Genomic DNA, 16,452 nt, shown 5'->3' with positions numbered 1-16,452 from the left:
CGACGCTCGCCCCGGCGGTTGTCCAGCCACAGTCGGGGCGTCGAGGAGGTGGCCTCGCCACCGCTCTGGCCTCAGGTGTCGTCGACCTTCTTCATCCCGACGAGCCCGGGGCGGTAGTCGGGATCCTCGAGCTGGGCGATGGTCGGGGAGCCGAACATCGGCAGGCCCTGCGACTTGCGGATGAAGCCCCAGACGACGGGCAGCACGAGCAGCACGAACAGGCCGACACCGGCGATGAGCATCGGGTGAGTCTCGTCCTCGCCGGCGCCGAGCGGGGCCCAGCCGGCCTTGTCGAGCAGCGCGACGCCGCTCATGGTGAGGACGACCACGATGCCGCGCCGGATGAAGGACTGCGGGACGCGGGGGGCGATCGCCGAGCCGATGAGGGTGCCGGGGACCGAGCCGATCACGAGCGGGACGAGTATCCCCCAGTCGAGGCCGTGCAGCGCGATGTTCGAGATCGCGGCGGCCATCACGAGCGGGACGGCCTGGACGAGGTCGGTGCCGACGAGGCGTACGGCGGAGAGGCCGGGGTAGAGCATCAGCAGGGCGATCATGATGACCGAGCCGGAGCCGACGCTGGTGATGCCGACCAGGAGGCCGCCGAGCGCGCCCACCAGCAGGGTCGGGATCGGTCGGACCGCAGGGTTGTCGTCGGGGTGCTCGCCGCCGCGGACCCGCACCAGGTTGAGGTAGAGGCGCAGGGCGTACGTCGCCGCCGCGAGCAGCAGGGCGAAGCCGATGGAGAGCTTGAGCGCGTCGTCGATGTCCTCGGGGTCCACCACCCACGACACCAGGTGTGGTCCGAGCAGGGCCATCGGGATCGACCCGATCATCAACCACTTCGCAAGCTGCATGTTGGGCGAGCCCTCGCGCTTGTGCACGATCGCGCCGCCGGTCTTGTAGATCGCGGCCGCGGTCAGGTCCGCCGTGACGACCGTCGCCGCCTCGCCGACGCCCAGGAAGATGAGCGCGGGCGTCATGAGGGCGCCACCGCCCATGCCGGTCAGCCCGACCACGATGCCCACGACGAAGCCGGCAGCGAGGATCGAGAAGAACGTGACGGTGATCCAGTCCATCAGCTGTCTCCGGTCAGACGGGGCACGACGACGCTCAGCATGGCAGTGATCGTGCCGGTCGCCGTGGCGGCGGCCTTGGCACCGCGCCGGTAGGGGTCGGCGACGTCGAGCTCGGGGTGGGCCGGCTGACGCTTCTGGCCGACCGCGGCAATGAGCTCGAGGCCCGTCAGCCCAGGGATCTCCGCCACGGCCGCGGCGAACTGGCCGAGGGTGAAGAGCTGGCGGTGCAGCTGCGGGTAGTCGTCGAGGACGTGCTGGCGGTGGATCGACTCGGCGGTCAGGACGAGGTCGGCATCGAGGAGCATCTCCGGCTTGAGCCGACGGCTGCGGAAGCCAGTGACGTCGAGCCCGGGGACCGTGTCCACCATGACCGGGTTCATCCGGTGCCCGGTCCGGGCGTGGGTGCCGGAGCTGCTGAAGACGATGTCGGCATCGGGACCGGCGAGGTCGCGGGCGATGAGCTCCATGGCGGGCGAGCGGCAGATGTTGGCGGTGCAGAGGAACAGCACCGAGAGCGGTTCGGTCATGCGTCGGCGCCCGCCCGCCCGGTCAGGTGGAGGTAGCCGGCCTCGTCGAGGGCCACCAGGACGTCGTCGAGCGCGTCCTCGATGGTGCGGCCGGTCGTGTCGACGCGTACGGCCGGGTCGTCGGGCTCCTCGTAGGGCGAGGAGATCCCGGTGAACTCCGGGATCTCACCGGCCCGGGCCTTGGCGTAGAGGCCCTTGCGGTCGCGCCGCTCGCACTCCTCGAGCGGCGTCGCGACGTGGACGAGGAAGAACGCCCCGCCGGTGCCCTCGACCATCTCCCGCACCTGCGCGCGCGTCTCGGCGAACGGCGCGATGGGGGAGCAGACGGCCACGCCACCGTGACGGGCGATCTCGGCGGCCACCCACCCGATGCGGCGGATGTTGGTCTCGCGGTCCGCCTTGGAGAAGGTCAGCCCGGCCGAGAGGTGCCGGCGTACGACGTCGCCGTCGAGGCTGGTCACGGAGCGACCACCCTGCTCGAGGAGCAGGTCCATCAGTGCCCGGGCCAGCGTCGACTTGCCGCTGCCGGACAGGCCGGTGAAGAACAGTACGAGGCCCTGGTCCTCCGGCTCGGGACGGTCGGCGTCGACGATCTTCGCGATGGCTGCCGGGTGGCTGTCGTCGGCGGGGGAGGCCAGGGCGTGGACCGGGTCCGGCCCGGCGTACGTCGCCACGACCCGCGCGCCGAGCTCGTGGTCCACGTCGGCGTCACCGTGGGTGGGCAGGGGGACGGCGACGACGACGGCGTCGGGGAGCAGCGCGGCCGCGGCGAGGGTCGCGCGGACGAGCGCGACGGGGGAGAGGGCGGCCGTGCCGGTGCCGGTCAGCGCCACGAGGACCACGCGGCCGAGACCGCGCAGCTCGTCGAGCTCGGCGGCGGTGAGCGCGTCGGCGACCGGGACGAACGTGGCACCCGCGTGCTGGTCGCGGACCTGGGCCGGGGTGAGGTGCAGCCGCCGGAAGGGGCCGTACTGGGCGTGGGTGAGCGGCTCGAGCGAGCCGTCCGCCGCCACGCGCGCCAACGGCAGGCCCTCGGGGTCGACGAGCTCCGCCTCCGCCGCGCCGTCGGGCAGGTCGAGCGCGACCGGACTGCCGGGCTCGTTGAAGCGGGTGAGCGGGGCATAGGCGCCGGAGACCAGGAGCTCCAGGTCGTCGAGCTCGGTCGGCGTGGGGCAGTGCTGGATCACCCGCGCATCCTCTCACTGTGCTGGTCGGTAGCCTGCGCACCATGTCTGCTGTTGGTCTGCCCGTCACTGGATTGCCCGTCGTGGCAGAGATCGTCCGCTCCGGGTTCGTCGAGGGCCACCACTACGGCTCGATCGTCGCGCTCGCGGCCGACGGGTCCGTCGACTGGTCGGTCGGCGAGGTCGTCGCCCCGGTACTGCCGCGGTCGAGCAACAAGCCGATCCAGGCCCTCGCGATGGTCGAGCTCGGCCTGGACCTGCCGGCGGACCTGCTCGCCCTCGCGTGCGCATCGCACTCCGGGGAGCCCTTCCACGTCGAGGGCGTACGCCGCACGCTGGCGAGCGCCGGGTTGGACGAGTCGGCCCTGCAGACACCGCCGGACTACCCGCTGGACGACGTGGCCCGCGAGGCGGTCATCCGCGCCGGCGGCTCGAAGTCCTCGATCCTGATGAACTGCTCGGGCAAGCACGCCGCCATGCTCGCGACGTGCGTCGTCCGGGGGTGGGACACCGCGACGTACCTCGATCTCGACCACCCACTGCAGCTCGCCATCCTGGAGACGTTCTCCCGGCTGACCGGCGAGCCGGTCACCACCGTGGCGATCGACGGCTGCGGGGCCCCCCTGCTGTCGACCTCGCTCACCGGGCTCGCGCGGGCGTTCGCCGCGCTGGCGTCCGCGACCGAGGGTCCGGAGCACCGGGTCGCCGAGGCGATCCGGCAGCACCCCGAGTTCGTCAGCGGCACCACCCGCGACGAGGTCGCCCTGCACCGCGCGGTGCCGGGCCTCATCGGCAAGGCCGGCGCCGAGTCCTGCTACGCCGTCGCCCTGCCCGACGGCCGTGCCTGGGCGCTCAAGACCGACGACGGCGCACCCCGCGTACGCCCGGTCCTGATGGCCGAGGCGCTGCGCCGCTCGGGCGTCCTCGACGGCGCCGGGGTCGATGCCCAGGCGGTCGAGACCACCGGCCGGCTGGAGCTCCTGGGCGGCGGCAAGCCTGTCGGCGTGATCCGTGCTGCCTTCTAGCTAGCACCGACAACTCAAGTGCCACCTGCCCTGTGTGAGGGCTATCACCTGCTACCAGTTTGATTCTGCTAACAGTTGTTAGCACACTGGAGGCATGGCCAAGGACAAGAGCACCAAGACGAGCGGCACCGTCGTCGGCTCCTTGGGCTCGCTGGGCGACTACCTCAAGGAGCAGCGCCTGGCCGCCCAGTTGTCGCTGCGGCAGCTCGCCGACCAGGTCGGCGTGAGCAACCCCTACCTCAGCCAGATCGAGCGCGGACTCCGCAAGCCCTCCGCCGAGGTGCTCCAGCAGCTGGCGCGTGCCCTGCGCGTCTCCGCCGAGCAGCTCTACGTCCGCGCCGGCATCGTCCACCCCGACCCGGGCCAGGCGGGCTCCGTCGAGCTCGCCGTGCTGGCCGACACCGGCCTGACCGAGCGGCAGAAGCAGTCCCTGCTCGACGTCCACGCCTCGTTCCTCGCGCTCAACGACCGCGACACCACCCCGACCCAGACCTGACAGACACATCCACCAGAAGGAGCACGACATGGCCACCGCCAAGTTCGACATCAAGACCGCTGACCTGAAGAACCAGGCACTGAGGCCAGTCCTCGCCTACGTCGGCGTCACCGACCTCGCCGTCGAGGCCGTCCGCGAGGCCGTGGCCGACGTGCAGAAGCGCGTCACCGCCCGCGTCGCCGACGTGCAGAAGTTCGACGCCAAGGCCGAGGCCAAGGCCCGTCGTGCGGCCATCGAGGCCCGCGTCGCCGAGCTCCAGGCCGAGGCGAAGGCGTACCCGACGAAGGTCTCGACCCTCGTCGACGAGAACGTCGCCGCGGCCAACGCGACCTACACCCAGCTGGTCAAGCGCGGCGAGTCCCTCGTCGGCCGCATCCGCCGCCAGGAGTCGACCACCGCGACGGTGAAGTCCGCCAGGACCACGGTCGCCAAGGCCAAGACGACCGCGACGCAGGCCAAGAAGGCTGCTGACGCCAACGCCACCGCCGCGGACCGGACCGCCGCCACCAAGGTCGCGCCGAAGCCGAAGAAGACCGCCAAGAAGGCCACCCGCTCCGCTGCCGCCAAGAAGGCGTCCGCCACGACCGCCCGCAAGACCGCGGCCAAGAAGACGGCGACCGCCCAGAGCAGCGCCAAGGCCACCGCCACCGCCGCCACGACGACGGCGACCAACGCCGCGAAGGCCGTCACCGACGCCGCCGAGAAGATCGGCGACTGAAGAGCACTCGACCATGACCAGCTGACGCTGTTCTGAGAAAGGACCCCTGCCCGGTTCGGGCGGGGGTCCTTCGCATCTGCCCTTAGGCTGGGGTGGTGAACATCTACGCGTTCCAGAGCACGGCCATGCTGGTCGTTCTCGTCGTGCTGCTCGCGATCAAGGGATTCGCGTTCATCAACTCGCTCACCTACTCGACCGAGGCGTACGAAGCGGCGGGCAAGCTCACCAAGCAGGCGTGGTGCGCCATCACCGGGCTCGGCTTCGGCGCCCAGCTGATCCTGATCGGCTCCTCGCCGCTCGGGATCATCCACCTGGCCTTCACGATCGCCTCGCTCGTCTACATCGCCGACGTGCGTCCTGCGCTGGCCGAGGTGACGTCCGGCCGCCGTTAGGCAGCCCTAGGCCAGATAGCGGTCGAGGGCGACCAGCGCGTCCTGGGGCTCGAAGCCCGTGGCCCGGATCTTCTCCAGCGACAGCGCGGAGTTGAGCGGTCGCGGGGCGAACGGGTTGCCCTGTGCGAGCACCCCCTCGGCGTACGCCGTGGTGCTGGTGCCGCTGACGTCGTCGGCACTGCGACCGGACCGCTCGAAGACGGCCTGCGCGATCTCGCGCCACGACATCGGGGCTCCGCCGTTGGAGACGTTGTACGTGCCGAAGGCAGCGCCGGTGTCAAACAGGTGGCGGGTGGCGCGCACCAGCTCATCGGTGAAGGCCAGCCGGCCGACCTGGTCGTCGACGACGCTGGGCGAGACGCCCTTGTCGGCGAGGGCCTGCATGGTGCGGACGAAGTTCTTGCCGTCGCCGATCACCCAGGACGTACGCACGACGTAGTGGCGCGGCGCGAGGCCGACCGCGAGGTCGCCCGCTGCCTTGGACTGCGCGTAGACGCCGAGCGGCGACAGCGGCTCGTCCTCGACGTGGCCGGGGTCGAGCGGTGCCGTGCCGTCGAAGACGTAGTCCGAGGAGTAGTGCACGAGCGTGAAACCGTGCTCACGGGCCAGTCGCGCCAGGGTGGCCGGCCCGGTGGCGTTCGCGGCCCAGGCGGCCACGCGGCCCTCGGTGGTCTCGGCGGCGTCGACGGCGGTGTACGCCGCCGCGTTGAGCACGACGGCGTACTGGTGCCACGGCCACGCGGCGACCGCCGCGCTGTCGGTGAGGTCGAGCGCGGTGACACCTTCGCCGGCGAAGAGGTCGACGCGGTCCGCGTCGGGGTGGGCTGCGAAGAGGGCGCGGCCGAGCTGGCCGAGCGCGCCGACGATGAGCGTCTTCTTCGGCGCCATCGCGGTGCTGGGGTCGAGCGTGGGGCTGTTCTGGTCCTTCTCGCTGATGATCGCCTCGCTCAGCGGGATCGGCCAGTCGATCGCCACGGTCGGATCGCCGAGCGCGAGCGCCGGATAGGTGACGCCGGGGCGCCAGTGGTCGTTGACGAGATACGTGTACGCCGTCGCGTCCTCGAGCACCTGGTAGCTGTTGCCGACGCCCCGCGGGACGAAGACCGCGACGGAGGTGTCCATCTCCAACGTGAACGTGGCGCCGAACGTGTCGCCCTGGCGCATGTCGACCCAGGCACCGAAGATCCGGCCGGTAGCCAGCGAGATGAACTTGTCCCACGGCTCGGTGTGGATGCCGCGGGTCACGCCGCGGTCGCTGTTGAAGGAGACGTTGTTCTGCACCGGGCCGAAGTCGGGCAGCCCGATGGCGAGCATCTTCTCGCGCTGCCAGTTCTCCTTGAAGAACCCGCGGTCGTCGTCGCGTCGGTCGAGCCGTACGACGACCAGGCCGGGGATCGCCGTCGTCTCGAGGCTGGGCAGGCTCACTGGCCCTTCTCCGCGTACTTCGCCTCGGTGGCGTCCTTGTGGGGGCGCCACCAGTCCTCGTGCTGCTGGTACCACTCGATGGTGTTGCCGAGGCCGGACTCGAAGTCCTGGAACTTCGGCTGCCAGCCGAGCTCCTGGCGCAGCTTGCCCGACTCGATGGCGTAGCGCAGGTCGTGGCCGGCGCGGTCGTTGACGTGGTCGAAGGCGTCGGCGGGCTGGCCCATCATCGTGAGGATCAGCCGGACGACCTCGAGGTTGTTCTTCTCGCCGTCGGCGCCGATGAGGTAGGTCTCGCCGATGCGGCCCTTCTCCAGGATCGTCAGGACGGCCGAGGAGTGGTCGTCGGCGTGGATCCAGTCGCGGACGTTCTCGCCCGAGCCGTAGAGCTTGGGGCGGATCCCGTCGATGACGTTGGTGATCTGGCGGGGGATGAACTTCTCGATGTGCTGCCAGGGGCCGTAGTTGTTGGAGCAGTTCGACACCGTCGCGCGGACGCCGAAGCTGCGGACCCAGGCGCGCACCAGGTGGTCGGACCCCGCCTTGGACGCCGAGTAGGGCGAGGACGGGTTGTACGGCGTGTCCTCGGTGAAGCGCTTGGGGTCGTCGAGCTCGAGGTCGCCGTACACCTCGTCCGTCGAGACGTGGTGCAGCCGCTTGTCGTGCTTCCGCACCGCCTCGAGGATCGTGTACGTGCCGAGGATGTTCGTCCGGATGAACGGGCTCGGGTCGTTGAGCGAGTTGTCGTTGTGCGACTCCGCCGCGTAGTGGACGACTGCGTCGTGCGCCGCGACGAGCGGGTCGACGGCGTCCTCGTCGGCGATGTCACCGACGACGAGCTGCACGCGGTCCTCGGGGAGGCCGGCGAGCGACTCCTTCGAGGCGGCGTACGTCAGCTTGTCGAGGACGGTGATCCGGAGGTCGGTGTGCTCGACGAGGTGGTGCACGAAGTTCGACCCGATGAACCCCGCGCCCCCGGTCACGAGAAGGCGTTCCATGGCGGGGAGTCTAGGGCGCAGTGCTGCCGGCGGTGGAGCCGGTGACGCTGAAGCTCGGCTGCGTGACGAGTCCCGGGTCGACGTACGACGCCTTGCCGCGGCCCTGCCGCGTCCAGCCCTCGGGGAGGTCGGTGACGTCGTAGCCCTGCGGCCACTGCACGTTGACCGTCAACGCCTGCGCGATCACCATCCCCTGCGGGGTCGCGTCGAGCCGGTAGGTGAGCTCGTCGCCGGTCACGTCCGCGGCGGCGGGCACGGTGTAGGTCAGCACCGCCTCGCGCGTCGTACGCGGAGGCAGGATGAACCGGACCAGCTTGTAGGGGCGGCCGTAGTAGTCGAAGGTGCCCGTGCCGAGGGACCTGCCGCCCGCAGTGGCGCTGGTGATCTCCACGCCGTCCGGCAGGAAGACGCCGACCGTCATGCCGTTCCAGCGGGTGCGGCTGCTGCCTCCCCTGTTGTCGCCGTAGATCTGGTTGGCGCCGTAGGGCGGCGAGTCGTTGAAGACGGAGACGGTCAACGTGACCTCCGCCGAGCCGTCCTCCTGCAGCTGTACGTCGCTCGTGACCGTGCGGCGCTGCCAGAAGTCGGACTTGCTGATGTTGGTGTTCTGGTTGAAGACGGCGATGTAGTCGTGGTCGGTGTCGGAGAGGTCCCCGGCGAGGCCGACGTCGGTGACCGCGGCCTGGAGGTCGGGGTCGCGCATCCAGAGGGCGAAGTGGCGGGCCTGCGCCGAGCTGCGCAGCGACTCGATCTTCTCGAGGTTGTTGCCGGGCTCGAACACGCGGTCGGCGAAGACGGGGACGATCGCCCGGTTGAGGTCGTGGCGAGCCGCGGTGTCGGGGTAGGTGTCGTAGTCGCCGACGAGCTTCTGGGTGAAGTTGGAGGCGTCGAGCGTGCCGTAGAGCGGGGCCTCGACGGGACCGGTGACCCGCAGCATGTCGGCCAGCGCGACGACGTCGACCATCACGAGGCCGTCGACCTCCTGGCCCGTACGCCGCTCCCACCCGCGGAGCAGCTCCTCGCCGGAGACCGACCAGTCAGGGGCGAAGGTCGCCGTGGAGATCCGCAGCTTGCCGTCGTGGAACGGGTTGCCCTCGACCTTGTCCCACCGTCCGACGCGGAACAGGTCGGGGTCAGTGGTGTCGCGGGCGTCGCCCATCGTGAGCTGGCCGTCCGCGACGTCCATGGGCACCACGGTGAGCGGTGCGCCGCCGGAGAAGCGCTGCTCGCTCGGGTTGAGCAGGGCCAGCAGGTAGGTCCGGTCGCCCTCCACGCCGAAGAGGTCGGGGAGGACCGCGGACAGGGACTCGGCACGGCGCGCCGTCGCCGCGACGGGCGCCACGACGTCGGTGGCCTGGTCGCGGGCCTCCGACAGGCGGGTGCCGACACCGACCGCGGAGTCGCTCACCTCGCCGAGCTCGAGCTGGGCGCTGTCGAGCTGGTCGCTCACCTCGGTGACCGTGCGCACCACCGACTGCAGCGTCGGCACGTCGATCGCACCGTCGGCGAACAAGGTGGCGTCGTCCCCGCCGACCGCGGGCCACGTCTCGAGCGCGAGCTCGGCGGCCGAGGTCAGGTGGTCGAGCGCGTTGCCGAGATGGCGTACGTCCGCGACCGGCCGGCCGACGATCGGGACGAAGCTCCAGATGTCACCGCCGATGCCCTGCATCGCGCCCTGCACCTCGTCGGCGTGTCGCCGCGCGCTCTGCACGCTGGCCTCCGCCGCGTCGATGTCGCCGGCCTCGAGCGACGCCTTGGCCGCCTCGAGGTCGGCCTTGGCGCCCGCCGCGTGACCGGGGGCCTTGAGGAACGGGATCGCGAGCAGGGCGAGGCCGACCAGCAGCAGGAACAGGCCGGCGATGACCGTCGTCGGCCGTACGAGACGACGCTCGCGCGGAGGACGGGTGGACGGCATGCGGCAATGGTGCCAGTCCACCCCGAGGATCGTGGCCCCCTAGGCTGAACCCATGCGCGGAATCATCCTGGCCGGCGGCACTGGCTCGCGGCTGCACCCGATCACCCAGGGCATCAGCAAGCAGCTGGTGCCGGTCTACGACAAGCCGATGATCTACTACCCGCTCTCGACGCTGATGCTCGCCGGCATCCGCGACGTGCTCATCATCACCACGCCCCACGAGGCCGACGGCTTCCACCGGCTGCTGGGCGACGGCTCGCAGTTCGGCATCAACCTGACGTTCGCCGTCCAGCCCAGCCCGGACGGCCTGGCGCAGGCGTTCATCATCGGCGCCGACCACATCGGCTCGGAGCGCTCGGCGCTGGTGCTCGGCGACAACATCTTCTACGGCTCGGGCCTCGGCCAGCAGCTGCTGCGGTTCAGGGACCTCGACGGTGCCGCGGTCTTCGGCTACCACGTCGCCGACCCGCGCGCGTACGGCGTCGTGGAGTTCGACGACGAGGGCCGCGCGCTCTCGCTGGAGGAGAAGCCGGAGCACCCCAAGAGCGACTTCGCGGTCCCGGGGCTCTACTTCTACGACAACGACGTGGTGCAGTACGCCGCCGAGCTGGCGCCGTCGGCGCGCGGCGAGCTGGAGATCACCGACCTCAACCGCCGCTACCTCGAGGAGGGGCGCCTCCACGTCGAGGTGCTGCCCCGCGGCACCGCGTGGCTCGACACCGGCACGTTCGACTCGCTCAACGACGCGTCCAACTTCGTGCGCACCATCGAGGGCCGGCAGGGCTTCAAGGTCGGCGCCCCCGAGGAGGTCGCCTGGCGGATGGGCTGGCTCTCCGACGACGAGCTGGTCGAGCGCGCCGGACCGCTCCGCAAGAGTGGCTACGGCGAGTACCTGCTCGGCCTGCTGCAGCACGGCTAGGGTTTCTTCGCCCCCTTGTCGCGATCCCCGGGTACCCGGGGAAACTGGAGCCTCCACCCCGAAACTTCGCGGGCAAGGCTCCAGTTTGGGACTGGAAGCTCCCGCAGACGGCGCTCAGCGGAGGTCGGCGGCGACCATTCGCGCGACGATCTCCTCGAACGCGACCGTCGGCTCCCAGCCGAGCACCTCGCGGGCGCGGGTCGCGTCGCCGACCAGCTCGGTCGGGTCCGCAGGCCGGAAGAAGCGCTCGTCCTGGCGCACCAGGTGCTCCCACTCGCCGACCCCGGCGGCGGCGAACGCGGCACCGACGAACTCGCGTACGGAGTGTGCGCGCCCGGTCGCGACGACGAAGTCGCCCGGCTCGTCGGCCCGCGCCGCGCGCACCATCGCGTCGACGTAGTCCGGCGCCCAGCCCCAGTCGCGGCGGGCGTCGAGGTTGCCGAGGACGAGCTCGTCGGCGTCGCCGCGGGCGATCGCGGCGACGGTCGAGGTGATCTTGCGGGTCACGAAGCGCTCGTGGCGCCGCGGCGACTCGTGGTTGTAGAGGATCGCGCTCGACACGTGCTGGTCGCGCTGCCGGAAGACGCCGGCGCTGAGGTGCGCGAAGGCCTTCGCGGCGCCGTACGGGTTGACCGGCCGGATCGCGCTGGCCTCGGTCTGGGGGCTCTCCGCGGGCTCACCGAAGATCTCGGCGCTCGAGGCCTGCACGAGGCGTACGCCTCCCGCAAGCCGCGCCGACTCCATCAGCGCGACGGCGGCGAGGCCGTTGACGTGGGCTGTGAGGTCGGGCTCCTCCCACGACTGGGCGACCGAGCTGATCGCGGCGAGGTTGTAGACCTCCTGCGGCGCCAGGTCGAGCACCAGGCGGCGCGTCGCGTCGAGGTCGCCCAGGTCACCGGTGTGGAGGACGACCGCGTCAGGGCAGTGCTGTGGGTGGCCGTCGGCGCGCAGCACGAGGGCGTGCACCTCCATGCCGTCCGCGACGAGGCGCTCGGCGAGGTAGGTGCCGTCCTGGCCGCCGATGCCGGTGATGAGGGCGCGAGCCGTCACCAGCCCGCCTTGACCGCCGCGATGTCGCTGTCGACCATCATCGCCACGAGCTCGGGGAACGAGACCGTCGGCGTCCAGCCGAGCTTGTCCTTCGCCTTGGTCGCGTCGCCGATGAGCAGCTCCACTTCTGCGGGTCGCATGAAGCGCGGGTCCTGCGTGACGTGCTTGGTCCAGTCGTCGACGCCGACGTGCGCGAACGCGAGGTCGAGGAAGTCGCGGATCGAGTGCGTCTCACCGGTGGCGATGACGTAATCGTCGGCCTCGTCCTGCTGGAGCATCCGCCACATCGCCTCGACGTAGTCGCCGGCGTAGCCCCAGTCGCGCTGCGCGTCGAGGTTGCCGAGCGCCATCGAGTCCTGCTGGCCGAGGTGGATCCGGGCGACGGCCTGGCTGATCTTGCGCGTCACGAACTCCGGACCGCGGCGCGGCGACTCGTGGTTGAAGAGGATCCCCGACGAGGCGTGCATGCCGTAGGACTCGCGGTAGTTGATGGTCATGTAGTGGCCGTAGACCTTGCTCACGCCGTACGGCGAGCGCGGCCAGAGCAGGGTGCTCTCGGACTGGGGCACCTGCTGCACCTTGCCGAACATCTCCGAGCTCGACGCCTGGTAGAACCTGACGCTGTCGGGCGCGTCGCCCGCGTGGAGGCGTACGGCCTCGAGCATGTTGAGCACGCCCATGCCGGTGACGTCGCTGGTGACGAAGGCGTTCTCCCAGGAGTACGCGACGAACGAGATCGCGCCGAGGTTGTAGACCTCGTCGGGCTGGGAGTCGCGCATGGCGCGCATCAGGCTGGACAGGTCGGTGAGGTCGCCGTTGTGCAGCCGTACGTCGGGCACGAGCTTGGTGACCAGCTCGCGCCGGGGGTTGTTCTGGCCGCGGATCAGGCCGTGGACGTCGTACCCCTTCTCGAGCAAGAGCTCGGCGAGGTAGAGGCCGTCCTGGCCGGTGATTCCGGTGATGAGAGCGCTGGGCATGCCCGCATTCTGTCAGGGGCGCCGATCGTTAGGGTGGCCGCATGAAGATCCTCGTCAGCGGCGGCGCCGGCTACATCGGCTCGCACACCGTCATCCAGCTCGTCGCAGCAGGCCACGACGTGGTCATCGTCGACAACTTCAGCAACGCGAACCCGACGGTGCTCGGGCGGATGGAGTCGCTGACCGGCACCGCCCTCGCGGCGCACTCGTTCGACCTCTGCGACTACGACAAGACCGAGCACCTCTTCGCGTCCGAGGGCTTCGACGCGGTGATCCACTTCGCCGGCTACAAGGCGGTCGGCGAAAGCGTCGAGAAGCCGCTCGACTACTACGAGAACAACCTCGGCTCGACGTTCTCGCTCGTCCGCGCGATGCAGAAGCACGACGTCGACAAGCTCGTCTTCTCCTCCAGCGCGACGGTCTACGGCACCGACCAGGCGGGCGCGACCGAGGACCGGCGCACCTTCGCGACCAACCCCTACGGCTGGACCAAGGTCATGCAGGAGCAGATCCTGCGCGACATCGCGGCCGCGTCGCCGGAGTCGCGTTTCGCGCTGCTGCGCTACTTCAACCCCGTGGGGGCCCACGAGTCGGGCACGATCGGCGAGGACCCGTCCGGCACCCCCAACAACCTGATGCCCTACATCGCGCAGGTCGCGGTCGGCAAGCGCGACAAGCTCCGCATCTTCGGCGACGACTACGACACCGTCGACGGCACCGGCGTCCGCGACTACATCCACGTCGAGGACCTCGCCGCCGGCCACGTCGCGGCGCTGGAGGCGCTCACCACGACCACCGAGCCGGTCAACGTCTGGAACCTCGGCTCCGGACGCGGCACCAGCGTGCTCGAGCTGCTGCACGCCTTCGAGCGGGCCGTGGGCCGGGAGCTGCCGTACGAGGTGGTGGCCCGGCGCCCCGGCGACGTCGCCGAGTCGTACGCCGACCCGTCCAAGGCCAACGCCGAGCTCGGGTGGAGCACGCAGAAGACCGTCGACGACATGTGCGCCGACGCCTGGCGCTGGCAGTCGCAGAACCCTCAGGGCTTCTCGGGCTGATGCTCGCGTCGCTGGTCCTGGCCGCCGTGCTGCCACTCACCGGCACGACCATCGTGATCGACCCTGGCCACCAGCTGGGCAACCACAACTTCCCGGCGCAGATCGACGCGCCGGTGCCCGCCGGCGGCTTCACCAAGCCCTGCAACACCACCGGCGCCGCGACCGACGGCGGGTACGCCGAGGCGACCTTCGCCTGGCAGGTCTCGCGGCTCGTGGAGCGCAGGCTGCGTGCGCTGGGCGCGACGGTGACGCTCACTCGCCACAGCAACCGCCAGGACCGCTGGGGTCCTTGCGTCGACGTCCGCGGTCGCGCGGGCAACCCCTCACCCGGCAGTCCGGGCGCCGACCTCAAGCTGTCGATCCACGCCGACGGGTCGTACGCCGCGGGAGCGCGCGGCTTCCACGTGATCGCCCCGGCCGACCGGGCGCCGTGGACCGACGACATCTTCGCGCCCTCGGCCCAGCTCGCGGCGTCGGTCAAGGCCGGCCTGCTGGACCGGCGCTTCGTCGTCGCCAACTACATCGCGGGTGGCGACGGACTCGACGTCCGTTCCGACCTCGCCACCCTCAACCTCTCCGACATCCCCACCGTGATGGTCGAGCTCGGCAACATGCGCAGCGCGAGCGAGGCCCGCGTGATGACCTCCCCGGCCGGCCGGGCGCGCTACGCCCGCGGGCTGGTCTCCGGGGTGCGCACCTTCTTGGGCTGACCAACGTAGGCAGTTGGCCGCGCGGCGCAGCCGATGCAGGCGGCGTACGGCCTTGGCGCCGGTCGAACTGCCTACGTTGCTGGCCTGTGGAGAACGGGATGCGGCGCTCGGCTCCTCCGACGAGAGTGCTCGGATGCAGCCGCGCGAAGCCATCCGCATCCTCGGCGGTGTGGCGCGCTGGAACGAGATCGAGTGCCTGGTGTCCCGCGAGGACGTCGACGCCGAGCTCGCGGCGGGCAGCATCAGCCGGCTCCGGCGCGGCACCTACGCGCTCGGGGACCTCGAGGACGCACGTGCTCGGGCGCAGGCCGTGGCGGGTGCCATGTCGCACCTGAGTGCGGCGGTGCACCACGGGTGGAAGGTGAAGCATCCGCCGCAGCGACCGACGATCACCCTGCCGCGCAACCGGTCGCTGCCCGACGACGAGTCGCTGCAGGTGTTCTGGCAGGACCTCAGCCTGATGCAGGTCTACCGGGGAGTCACCCGTCCGGTCGAGACCGTCATCGGGTGCGCGCGGGCGTACGACTTCGACGAGGGCGCTGTGCGTGGCCGACTCGGCGCTCCGCGAGAACGCCGTGACGCCCGGTCAGCTGCTCGCCGCCGCCGAGGCCAGTCCGCGCACCGGGCGCGCCAAGGCGCTCGCCGTGGCGCGGGCGGCCGACGGGCGAGCCGCCAACCCGTTCGAGTCGTGCACCCGCGCGATCGCACTCGGCGTACCCGGACTGTCGGTGCGCCCGCAGGTCCGCATCCGAGGGGTCGGCCGGGTCGATCTCGCCGACCTCGTGCTCGGCATCGTCATCGAGTGCGAGTCGTTCGAGTTCCACAGCGATGTGGCGTCGCTGCAGCGGGACGTGCGGCGCTACACCGCCTGCGCCCGGCGAGGCCTGGTGGTCGTCCGCTTCACGTGGGCCGATGTCATGTTCGACCCCGACTACTGCCGCGGAGCCCTCGAGGACGTGGTGAGGATCAGACTCCAGCAGGCAGTTCGGCGCACCTGGTGACCGACTGAGCGTGAGCCCTGGAGCGTCAGAGCCGAACTGCCTACGTTCGTACGACGCTCAGCGCACGGTGAGCTCGTCGAGCCCGCGGAGCACGACGCGGAGGTGGGCTACCTCGTGGGTGCGGACGAGGTGGGTGCCGCCGAGGGCGGCGAAGACGCCGTAGAAGCCCTCGGCCTTGCGGAACTCGTCGCCGAAGAGGTCGTACGTGTGAGGCACCGCGTTGCACACCGGGACGCCGAGCGGCCGGAGCCGGAAGCCCTGCGCCAGCACGCGCGCCTGGTGGCGCGCGCGGGTGAGGGGGTCGACCAGGTTGCCGTAGTAGAACCCCATCCCGGGGTCGATCACGATCTTGTCGACGCCGAGCGAGCGGGCGTGGGTGAGGCGCGGGGCGAAGTGGTCGAGCAGGACCGGGATCGGGTCGGCGCCGGGTGGGACGTCGGCGATCTCCCGCACGTTGGCCGTCTCGCCGAAGCACAGGACGACAGCGGCGTCGTACTCCGCGGCGAGGGCGAGCATCTCGTCCTCGTGCTCGCGGCCCGTCATGTTCAGGATGCGGGCTCCGGCGTCGAGGCAGGCGCGGACCACGGCCGGCTCGTACGTCTCGACCGAGACGACGGCCTCCTCGGCGAGTCCCTTCACGGCCGGCACGAGGGCGGCGATCTGGTCGTCGGCGGAGACCCGCGCGGCGCGGGCGGTGCTCGACTCCGCGCCGAGGTCGATGATCGCGGCGCCCTGGGCCGCCTGCACCCGCCCGATGCGTACGGCGTCGGCGGGGCTTGTCGCCACGCTCTCGCGGTAGGTGGAGTCGCGCGACAGGTTCACGCAACCCATCAGGGTCACCGGTCCGTCGCCGATGACGACCGAGCCGCGCGGCCCGGGCAGCACGACGGGGGCGACGGGCGACGCCCACGCCTCACCGTGGGCGTTCTGCAGGGCGGCGAGGTCCGCAAGGGTGATCACGTTCGCCAGCGTAGGCGGCAGGAT

Annotated in this window: 17 protein-coding genes; 8 read left to right on the top strand and 9 right to left on the bottom strand. The window is 71.0% G+C overall.

Translation table 11 applies throughout. The annotated features are described in order from the left end of the window. Window positions 1–71: 71 nt before the first annotated feature. Genes EUA94_RS20535 through cysC form a run of 3 tightly spaced genes read right to left on the bottom strand, consistent with a single transcriptional unit; the run spans window position 72 to window position 2,793 of the window. Window positions 72–1,079, bottom strand: coding sequence for a sulfite exporter TauE/SafE family protein (locus tag EUA94_RS20535; protein ID WP_242495080.1), 1,008 nt, complete (start codon window positions 1,077–1,079; stop codon window positions 72–74). Next, the gene (locus EUA94_RS22800; RefSeq protein WP_129428724.1) at window positions 1,079–1,606 is read right to left on the bottom strand and encodes an arsenate reductase/protein-tyrosine-phosphatase family protein; all 528 of its coding nucleotides are present in this window, start codon (window positions 1,604–1,606) and stop codon (window positions 1,079–1,081) included. Before EUA94_RS22800 ends, EUA94_RS20535 begins: the two co-directional genes overlap by 1 nt. Continuing rightward, window positions 1,603–2,793 carry an adenylyl-sulfate kinase gene (gene cysC, locus EUA94_RS20525; protein WP_242495078.1) on the bottom strand — a complete coding sequence of 397 codons (1,191 nt, stop codon included), beginning with the start codon at window positions 2,791–2,793 and terminating at the stop codon, window positions 1,603–1,605. The genes EUA94_RS22800 and cysC overlap by 4 nt, the downstream gene beginning before the upstream one ends. A gap of 41 nt (window positions 2,794–2,834) precedes the next feature. Here cysC and EUA94_RS20520 point away from each other — a divergent pair, with 41 nt between their 5' ends. The 4 genes from EUA94_RS20520 to EUA94_RS20505 all read left to right on the top strand — a co-directional run bounded on the left by EUA94_RS20520 (window position 2,835) and on the right by EUA94_RS20505 (window position 5,421). Next, entirely contained in the window at window positions 2,835–3,815 is a 981-nt protein-coding gene (locus EUA94_RS20520) for an asparaginase (protein WP_129428722.1), read from the top strand. 94 nt (window positions 3,816–3,909) lie between these two features. Further along, window positions 3,910–4,311 (top strand): helix-turn-helix domain-containing protein, encoded by a 402-nt coding sequence (locus EUA94_RS20515; RefSeq protein ID WP_129428721.1) that lies wholly within the window; start codon window positions 3,910–3,912, stop codon window positions 4,309–4,311. Between the two features lie 28 nt (window positions 4,312–4,339). Further along, window positions 4,340–5,029: a hypothetical protein gene (locus EUA94_RS20510; RefSeq protein WP_129428719.1), complete on the top strand. Its 690-nt coding sequence runs from the start codon at window positions 4,340–4,342 to the stop codon at window positions 5,027–5,029. A 95-nt stretch (window positions 5,030–5,124) separates the two neighbouring features. Beyond that, window positions 5,125–5,421 (top strand): DUF2516 family protein, encoded by a 297-nt coding sequence (locus tag EUA94_RS20505; protein ID WP_129428717.1) that lies wholly within the window; start codon window positions 5,125–5,127, stop codon window positions 5,419–5,421. Window positions 5,422–5,427: 6 nt separating this feature from the next. On the opposite strand, the gene EUA94_RS20500 is transcribed toward EUA94_RS20505, so the two are convergent. The 3 genes from EUA94_RS20500 to EUA94_RS20490 are packed head-to-tail and all read right to left on the bottom strand — an operon-like array spanning window position 5,428 to window position 9,756. After that, complete coding sequence (locus EUA94_RS20500) at window positions 5,428–6,846, bottom strand: sugar nucleotide-binding protein (RefSeq protein WP_129428716.1); 1,419 nt, start codon at window positions 6,844–6,846, stop codon at window positions 5,428–5,430. Continuing rightward, complete coding sequence (gene rfbB, locus EUA94_RS20495) at window positions 6,843–7,841, bottom strand: dTDP-glucose 4,6-dehydratase (protein ID WP_129428714.1); 999 nt, start codon at window positions 7,839–7,841, stop codon at window positions 6,843–6,845. Before rfbB ends, EUA94_RS20500 begins: the two co-directional genes overlap by 4 nt. 10 nt (window positions 7,842–7,851) lie before the next feature. Further along, on the bottom strand, window positions 7,852–9,756 hold the full coding sequence (locus EUA94_RS20490; RefSeq protein ID WP_129428713.1) for a DUF4012 domain-containing protein: 1,905 nt from the start codon (window positions 9,754–9,756) through the stop codon (window positions 7,852–7,854). A 52-nt stretch (window positions 9,757–9,808) separates the two neighbouring features. Here EUA94_RS20490 and rfbA point away from each other — a divergent pair, with 52 nt between their 5' ends. Beyond that, entirely contained in the window at window positions 9,809–10,675 is an 867-nt protein-coding gene (gene rfbA / locus EUA94_RS20485) for a glucose-1-phosphate thymidylyltransferase RfbA (protein WP_129428711.1), read from the top strand. Between the two features lie 114 nt (window positions 10,676–10,789). On the opposite strand, the gene EUA94_RS20480 is transcribed toward rfbA, so the two are convergent. Both EUA94_RS20480 and gmd read right to left on the bottom strand, forming a co-directional pair. Next, window positions 10,790–11,725: a GDP-mannose 4,6-dehydratase gene (locus tag EUA94_RS20480; protein ID WP_242495076.1), complete on the bottom strand. Its 936-nt coding sequence runs from the start codon at window positions 11,723–11,725 to the stop codon at window positions 10,790–10,792. Continuing rightward, complete coding sequence (gene gmd, locus EUA94_RS20475) at window positions 11,722–12,702, bottom strand: GDP-mannose 4,6-dehydratase (protein ID WP_129428707.1); 981 nt, start codon at window positions 12,700–12,702, stop codon at window positions 11,722–11,724. The genes EUA94_RS20480 and gmd overlap by 4 nt, the downstream gene beginning before the upstream one ends. 41 nt (window positions 12,703–12,743) lie before the next feature. On the opposite strand from gmd, the gene galE reads away from it, so the two are divergent. From galE to EUA94_RS20460, 3 genes are all read left to right on the top strand, one after another. Then, window positions 12,744–13,757 (top strand): UDP-glucose 4-epimerase GalE, encoded by a 1,014-nt coding sequence (galE, locus tag EUA94_RS20470; RefSeq protein WP_129428705.1) that lies wholly within the window; start codon window positions 12,744–12,746, stop codon window positions 13,755–13,757. Then, entirely contained in the window at window positions 13,757–14,467 is a 711-nt protein-coding gene (locus EUA94_RS20465; protein ID WP_129428704.1) for an N-acetylmuramoyl-L-alanine amidase family protein, read from the top strand. The genes galE and EUA94_RS20465 overlap by 1 nt, the downstream gene beginning before the upstream one ends. A 545-nt stretch (window positions 14,468–15,012) precedes the next feature. Then, on the top strand, window positions 15,013–15,468 hold the full coding sequence (locus EUA94_RS20460; protein WP_129428703.1) for an endonuclease domain-containing protein: 456 nt from the start codon (window positions 15,013–15,015) through the stop codon (window positions 15,466–15,468). 57 nt (window positions 15,469–15,525) lie between these two features. Here EUA94_RS20460 and EUA94_RS20455 read toward each other — a convergent pair whose 3' ends face one another. After that, the gene (locus tag EUA94_RS20455) at window positions 15,526–16,428 is read right to left on the bottom strand and encodes a dihydropteroate synthase (protein ID WP_129428702.1); all 903 of its coding nucleotides are present in this window, start codon (window positions 16,426–16,428) and stop codon (window positions 15,526–15,528) included. Window positions 16,429–16,452: the final 24 nt, after the last annotated feature.

Origin of the sequence: Nocardioides zhouii (assembly GCF_004137345.1) — a bacterium.
In the GTDB taxonomy this organism is placed as follows: domain Bacteria; phylum Actinomycetota; class Actinomycetes; order Propionibacteriales; family Nocardioidaceae; genus Nocardioides; species Nocardioides zhouii.
This window is presented reverse-complemented; position numbering and strand designations above follow the sequence as displayed.

Coding starts and splice junctions, on each gene's coding strand:
- EUA94_RS20535 (WP_242495080.1), bottom strand. CDS start 1,079: ATGGACTGGATCACCGTCACGTTCTTCTCGATCCTCGCTGCCGGCTTC.
- EUA94_RS22800 (WP_129428724.1), bottom strand. CDS start 1,606: ATGACCGAACCGCTCTCGGTGCTGTTCCTCTGCACCGCCAACATCTGC.
- EUA94_RS20520 (WP_129428722.1), top strand. CDS start 2,835: ATGTCTGCTGTTGGTCTGCCCGTCACTGGATTGCCCGTCGTGGCAGAG.
- EUA94_RS20515 (WP_129428721.1), top strand. CDS start 3,910: ATGGCCAAGGACAAGAGCACCAAGACGAGCGGCACCGTCGTCGGCTCC.
- EUA94_RS20510 (WP_129428719.1), top strand. CDS start 4,340: ATGGCCACCGCCAAGTTCGACATCAAGACCGCTGACCTGAAGAACCAG.
- rfbB (WP_129428714.1), bottom strand. CDS start 7,841: ATGGAACGCCTTCTCGTGACCGGGGGCGCGGGGTTCATCGGGTCGAAC.
- EUA94_RS20490 (WP_129428713.1), bottom strand. CDS start 9,756: ATGCCGTCCACCCGTCCTCCGCGCGAGCGTCGTCTCGTACGGCCGACG.
- rfbA (WP_129428711.1), top strand. CDS start 9,809: ATGCGCGGAATCATCCTGGCCGGCGGCACTGGCTCGCGGCTGCACCCG.
- gmd (WP_129428707.1), bottom strand. CDS start 12,702: ATGCCCAGCGCTCTCATCACCGGAATCACCGGCCAGGACGGCCTCTAC.
- galE (WP_129428705.1), top strand. CDS start 12,744: ATGAAGATCCTCGTCAGCGGCGGCGCCGGCTACATCGGCTCGCACACC.
- EUA94_RS20465 (WP_129428704.1), top strand. CDS start 13,757: ATGCTCGCGTCGCTGGTCCTGGCCGCCGTGCTGCCACTCACCGGCACG.